4 protein-coding genes are annotated in these 6,134 nt (G+C 58.7%); 1 reads left to right on the forward strand and 3 read right to left on the reverse strand.

Going from position 1 to position 6,134, the window contains the following annotated elements; genetic code table 11:
- Positions 1-65: 65 nt before the first annotated feature.
- The 3 genes from K5E40_RS22660 to K5E40_RS22670 form a co-directional block, all read right to left on the reverse strand.
- Complete coding sequence (locus K5E40_RS22660; protein ID WP_221732709.1) at positions 66-1,007, reverse strand: bifunctional oligoribonuclease/PAP phosphatase NrnA; 942 nt, start codon at positions 1,005-1,007, stop codon at positions 66-68.
- Positions 1,008-1,090: 83 nt separating this feature from the next.
- The gene (locus K5E40_RS22665; RefSeq protein WP_221732710.1) at positions 1,091-2,374 is read right to left on the reverse strand and encodes a Zn-dependent hydrolase; all 1,284 of its coding nucleotides are present in this window, start codon (positions 2,372-2,374) and stop codon (positions 1,091-1,093) included.
- Between the two features lie 140 nt (positions 2,375-2,514).
- Positions 2,515-3,999, reverse strand: coding sequence for an NCS1 family nucleobase:cation symporter-1 (locus K5E40_RS22670; RefSeq protein ID WP_221732711.1), 1,485 nt, complete (start codon positions 3,997-3,999; stop codon positions 2,515-2,517).
- 623 nt (positions 4,000-4,622) lie between these two features.
- On the opposite strand from K5E40_RS22670, the gene hydA reads away from it, so the two are divergent.
- On the forward strand, positions 4,623-6,062 hold the full coding sequence (gene hydA, locus K5E40_RS22675; RefSeq protein WP_221732712.1) for a dihydropyrimidinase: 1,440 nt from the start codon (positions 4,623-4,625) through the stop codon (positions 6,060-6,062).
- Positions 6,063-6,134: the final 72 nt, after the last annotated feature.

A 6,134-nucleotide genomic window follows, 5' to 3' on the forward strand; every position in this document is an offset into this window, starting at 1 on the left:
CTGGGATTTGTGTTACCGGGACTGGCCCCTTCGCGAGCAAGCCTAGCGCGCAGCGATGCAGGGGTTTACTGGACGATGCTGTTTGGCGCGCCTTGACTGGCAGCAAAAAGCCCCAGTTTCAACAATTCCTTGCGCAGCATTGAAGGCACTACAACAGCCACTCCAGCCTCCCAATCGAGAGCCAACAACCTATTCAATTTTTGTTGGCTAACGGTGGATGGCGCCAGAAAACAGCTTTTCCTGTCGCGGATACCGATGACATTCAGCACCCCGTCCTCGCCCTGCTCTGCCATCCAGCAGTTGATCGTCGAGCGATGTTTTTGCAGCAAGGCATCGACATCCCACACCGTCATTTGCGCGAAGTTATGTGGCAAATGGCTGTCGGGCTTCATCCGTTTCAAATCGGCTGCCACCGCAGCGGCGAGGTCGGCTTCGATGCCGGCCTGGCATTCAAGGAAATACTGTTCGGCCCAGTCAGCACAAAGCCTGGCTCTTGGCGCAAGTTCGGCATACGCCCCGATATCTGCCGCCGTAGTCGTCTGCCCGGTGAAATTGAGCGTGTTATCCAGAATCGCCGTGGCCAATAACGCGGCGCTTTGCTCGCTGATCTGCGACAACATACCTGCCGCCTGCCAACGCTGAAAAACCTGCGTCGCCGCCGCGCCAATCGGTCGGATATCGGCGCCAGTGCCAAGCTTCTGCGCCCAGTAATGTTCATAACCCGGATGATGGTCGATCACTTCCACCACCTGATCGAGCACCACTATTGGGTCGACATGGTGATAGTCGGACACGTCGACCAGGACGAATTCGTCGTTCGGCTTCGCGGGGTAAACGTGCAGACCGGGGCCCCAACCGAGCACGGTTTTCGACACGCTGGCGTTGGGTTGTGTGCTGCTGACGGCACGAGCGGGAATGCCTTGCAGGTTCAACAGTTCTGCGTAGGCGATACAGCAGGCGTAGGCATCGATATCCAGATAGGCCGCGCCCGAGGTGATGATTTTCATGGGCGGCAACATCGCATGGATTGATGACATTTGGGTGACAGCAAAAAGATCGCAGCCTGCGGCAGGCTGCGATCTTTTGATCTTCAAGCCGCCCGCTGCCCTTGCGCCACCATCGCCGAAGCCGCGAGCATCGCCCGCAACAACACCGCACAGCCCGCCGCCAGATCATCCGGTGCAGCGTTTTCGATTTCGTTGTGGCTGATGCCGCCTTCGCACGGCACGAAGATCATCCCAGCAGGCCCCAACTCGGCAAGGAAGATCGCGTCGTGGCCGGCGCCGCTGACGATGTCCATGTGCGACAGCCCCAAACCTTTCGCCGCGCCGCGTACGGCTTCGACACAGCCCTTTTCGAAGTACAGCGGCGGGAAGTCGGCCGTTGGGGTCAGCTCATAAGTGAGGCCGTGTTCTTCGCATGTGGCGTCGATGACGTGCTTCACTTCGGCGATCATCGAGTCCAGCCGTGCTGGTTCCAGATGACGGAAATCGAGGGTCATGCGCACCTCGCCCGGGATGACATTGCGCGAACCGGGATAGGCTTGCAGGCATCCGACCGTGCCGCAGGCATGAGGTTGGTGGCCGAGGGCGGCGCGGTTGACGGCGCCGACGATCACCGAGGCGCCGACCAGTGCATCTTTGCGCAGGTGCATGGGCGTCGGGCCGGCGTGGGCTTCAACGCCACGCAGCTTGAGGTCAAACCACTTTTGCCCCAACGCGCCGAGCACCACGCCGATGGTTTTCTGTTCGTCTTCAAGGATCGGGCCTTGTTCGATGTGCGCCTCGAAATAGGCGCCGACCTTGTGCCCGCTGACCTTGCGCGGGCCAGCATAGCCGATGGTATTGAGCGCCTCGCCGACGGTGATGCCATCGGCATCGACTTTGGCCAGGGTTTCTTCGAGGGTGAATTTTTCTGCAAACACGCCAGACCCCATCATGCACGGAGCGAAACGCGAGCCTTCTTCGTTGGTCCACACCACCACTTCCAGCGGCGCTTCGGTTTCAACGCCGAGGTCATTGAGGGTGCGCAGCACTTCGACGCCGGCGAGTACACCAAAGCAACCATCGAACTTGCCGCCGGTGGGTTGGGTGTCGATGTGGCTGCCGGTCATCACCGGTGGCAGATCAGGATTGCGGCCCGGGCGGCGGGCGAAGATGTTGCCGACGGCATCGACGGTGACGCTGCATCCGGCGTCCTGGCACCACTGCACAAACAGATCGCGGGCCTGGCGATCAAGGTCGGTAAGGGCCAGGCGACAGACGCCGCCCTTGACCGTGGCGCCGAGTTTGGCCAGTTCCATGAGCGACGCCCACAGGCGGTCGCGGTTGATGTGCTGATGGTTCGATTGCAGAACGTCTACAGCTGCGTTCATGGGGATCTCCTCAGGCTGCTTTCTTATGAGTTTCTCAGCTATATCTCGGTGTCAGTCAGACCGATTTCGCGAGCAAGCTCGCTCCCACAGGGGAACGCATTCCAATGTGGGAGCGAGCTTGCTCGCGAAAGGGCCCTGCGCTACACCGCCGATTTCACGACAGAAGGCTGTGCCCGCATCACGCACACCCCGTAATAAATCACCCCACCCAGCGCCGAACCGGTGAACCAGCCGTAACTGTAGAACCAACTGAACGCATCGCTGCCCAGCGACAGCACAGTCAGCGCCACCGGCACGCCGAATGCGAGGAACCCGGCCCAGTTCCACGCCGGATAGACGTCGTCGCGGTACAACCCGGCCAGATCCAGTCGTTGTTTCCTGATCAGGAAATAATCCACCACCATGATCCCGGCAATCGGCCCGAGCAGGCTTGAGTAACCCAGCAACCAGTTGGAGTAGACGGACTCCAGGCTGACATCGGAAACGATCCAGCCGAGTTTTTTCAGCAGTTCATGGGCCATCAGCGCGAGGCCGACAACCCCCGTCAGCAACACGGCTTTGGTGCGGTTGATCACCTTGGGGGCAATGTTCTGAAAATCGTTGGTTGGCGAAACAATGTTGGCGGCGGTGTTGGTAGACAGCGTGGCGACGATGATCAGCGCCATGGCCACCGCCACCCACACCGGGCTCTGGATATGGCCGATCAACGTGACCGGATCGGAGACCGTGACGCCGACCAGTTTGACCGACGCGGCGGTCATGACCACACCGAGTGCCGCGAACAGAAACATGGTCAACGGCAGGCCGATGATCTGCCCGAGAATCTGATCCTTCTGGCTCTTGGCGTAACGGCTGAAGTCAGGAATGTTCAACGACAGCGTGGCCCAGAACCCGACCATGGCGGTCAGCCCGGCAGCGAAGTAACTGACCACGCTTGCCCCCTCTGGACGCTTGGCCGGGATCGCCATCAGCTCGGTCATCGATACATTGGGCATCGCCCACACCAGCAAGCCGATGCCGACCGCGACCAGCAACGGCGCAGACAAGGTTTCCAGCCACTTGATCGACTCGGCACCGCGGATCACCACCCACAGGTTCAACGCCCAGAAAATCATGAAGCCGATCACCTCCCCGGTTCCGCCGAGGGATTTCCAACCGTCGAACACCGAACCGAGAAACAGGTGAATGGCCAACCCGCCAAACATCGTCTGAATACCAAACCAGCCACACGCCACCAGCGCACGAATCAGACACGGCACGTTGGACCCAAGGATGCCGAAAGATGAGCGCAGCAACACCGGAAACGGTATGCCGTACTTGGTGCCGGGGAACGCATTGAGGGTCAGCGGGATGAGCACAATAAGGTTGGCAAACAGAATCGCCACCAGCGCTTCGCCCACCGAGAGGCCGAAATACGCGGTGAGCACGCCGCCCAGGGTGTAGGTCGGCACGCAGATCGACATACCGACCCACAACGCGGTGATGTGCCATTTGTTCCAGGTTCGTTCGTGCACCTTGGTCGGTGCCATGTCGTGGTTGTAACGGGGACTGTCGAGGACGTCGCTGCCGGCTTCGAGTTCAAACAAGCCGTCGCGCTCGGTCACTTGCGATCTGTTCTGTTGCATGGCCGCTCCACTGTTCTTCTGATTATTTTTTGCTCATCAGGCGGCTGACGTATGAACGCGCAAGCCGGACGATGGCCGGAGGAACTGACAACTTTCATGCACCGGCCATGGTGTCAGCGGCGGCATCAATAAACGTGCCGGGTACTCCGCTTGCCCCTCGCGCCGTGCTTCAAACGTTGTGCAACTTTCTGATATTCATCAGTTTTAATTATTCACCCGAGGTGTCCGGAAAAACTTGTCTGAGCGCTCAGGCTAAACACTTGGCAAGTTGGCCGAATTGTCAGGACTCAATCTGGTGCACTGCATTTTTTTCTTCATGAGCGATCAACCGCAGCTCAACTTCAAGCGGCTGATTTCACATAAGAAATCTTGACCATATTTCCATCCTGTCAAGTGCGTCAAAATGGTGAACGGCCTCACCATTTTGGTGAATTTTGTTTTTTATTCTTATTTTTCAATACTTTATATAGGCAATAAGCTTATAAAAAATTATCTTGAACTATTGCAGAACTGCGACTAGTTTCTATTCCTGACAGCGATGACAGGAATACACCGATCAACGCTGTACATCAATAAAACATCTAGAACCGACACAAGTCGGTCATGCCTGCGAGGAACTCGGAATGTCTCTGTTGATCCGTGGCGCCACCGTTGTTACCCATGATGAAAGTTACCGCGCCGACGTCTATTGCGCTGATGGCGTGATCAAAGCCATGGGTGAAAACCTTGATGTTCCCGCCGGTGCCGAAGTGCTCGACGGCAGCGGCCAATACCTGATGCCCGGCGGCATCGATCCGCACACCCACATGCAACTGCCCTTCATGGGCACCGTGGCCAGTGAAGATTTCTTCAGTGGTACGGCGGCCGGCCTGGCCGGTGGCACCACGTCAATCATCGACTTCGTGATTCCCAACCCGCAGCAGTCGCTGATGGAGGCGTTTGATCAGTGGCGCGGCTGGGCGGAAAAATCCGCCTCGGACTACGGCTTTCACGTTGCAATCACCTGGTGGAGCGAGCAGGTACGTGAGGAAATGGCCGAACTGGTCAGCCATCACGGGATCAACAGCTTCAAGCATTTCATGGCTTACAAAAACGCGATCATGGCCGCTGACGATACCTTGGTGGCGAGTTTCGAGCGCTGCCTGGAACTGGGTGCAGTGCCGACCGTCCACGCGGAAAACGGCGAACTGGTTTATCACCTGCAACGCAAGTTGATGGCGCAGGGCATTACCGGGCCGGAAGCGCATCCTCTGTCGCGTCCTTCGCAGGTCGAAGGTGAGGCGGCAAGTCGCGCCATTCGTATCGCCGAAACCCTTGGCACGCCGTTGTATCTGGTACACGTTTCAACCAAAGAAGCCCTCGACGAAATCACCTATGCGCGCAGCAAGGGGCAACCGGTGTACGGCGAAGTGCTCGCCGGGCATTTGCTTTTGGATGACAGTGTCTATCAACACCCGGACTGGCAGACCGCCGCCGGTTACGTGATGAGTCCGCCGTTCCGTCCGCGTGGTCACCAAGAGGCGCTTTGGCACGGCTTGCAAAACGGCAACCTGCACACCACCGCCACCGATCACTGTTGCTTCTGCGCCGAGCAAAAAGCCGCCGGGCGCGACGACTTCAGCAAGATTCCCAATGGCACCGCCGGCATCGAAGACCGCATGGCCGTGCTTTGGGATGAAGGCGTGAACAGCGGGCGTTTGTCGATGCAGGACTTCGTCGCCCTCACCTCCACCAACACTGCAAAAATCTTCAACCTCTACCCGCGCAAAGGCGCGATTCGCATCGGAGCCGATGCCGACCTGGTGCTGTGGGATCCGCAGGGCACCCGTACCATCTCCGCCAAAACCCACCATCAGCAGGTGGACTTCAACATCTTCGAAGGCAAGACCGTGCGCGGTGTGCCCAGCCATACCGTCAGCCAGGGCAAAGTGGTCTGGGCCGATGGCGACCTGCGCGCCGAGCGTGGTGCCGGGCGGTATATCGAACGACCGGCGTATCCGGCGGTGTTTGATTTGCTGAGCAAGCGGGCTGAGATGCACAAGCCCACTGCGGTGAAACGCTGAGAACCAGGCCTTCGGCCTTCGCGAGCAAGCCCGCTCCCACAGGGGAACGCATTCCAAATGTGGGAGCGGGCT

Origin of the sequence: Pseudomonas baetica, from assembly GCF_019733355.1 — a bacterium.
GTDB lineage: Bacteria > Pseudomonadota > Gammaproteobacteria > Pseudomonadales > Pseudomonadaceae > Aquipseudomonas > Aquipseudomonas baetica_A.

Bases quoted from the DNA above. Each gene is read 5' to 3' on its own strand.
- K5E40_RS22660 (WP_221732709.1), bottom strand. From the start codon at position 1,007: ATGAAAATCATCACCTCGGGCGCGGCCTATCTGGATATCGATGCCTAC.
- K5E40_RS22665 (WP_221732710.1), bottom strand. From the start codon at position 2,374: ATGAACGCAGCTGTAGACGTTCTGCAATCGAACCATCAGCACATCAAC.
- hydA (WP_221732712.1), top strand. From the start codon at position 4,623: ATGTCTCTGTTGATCCGTGGCGCCACCGTTGTTACCCATGATGAAAGT.
- K5E40_RS22670 (WP_221732711.1), bottom strand. From the start codon at position 3,999: ATGCAACAGAACAGATCGCAAGTGACCGAGCGCGACGGCTTGTTTGAA.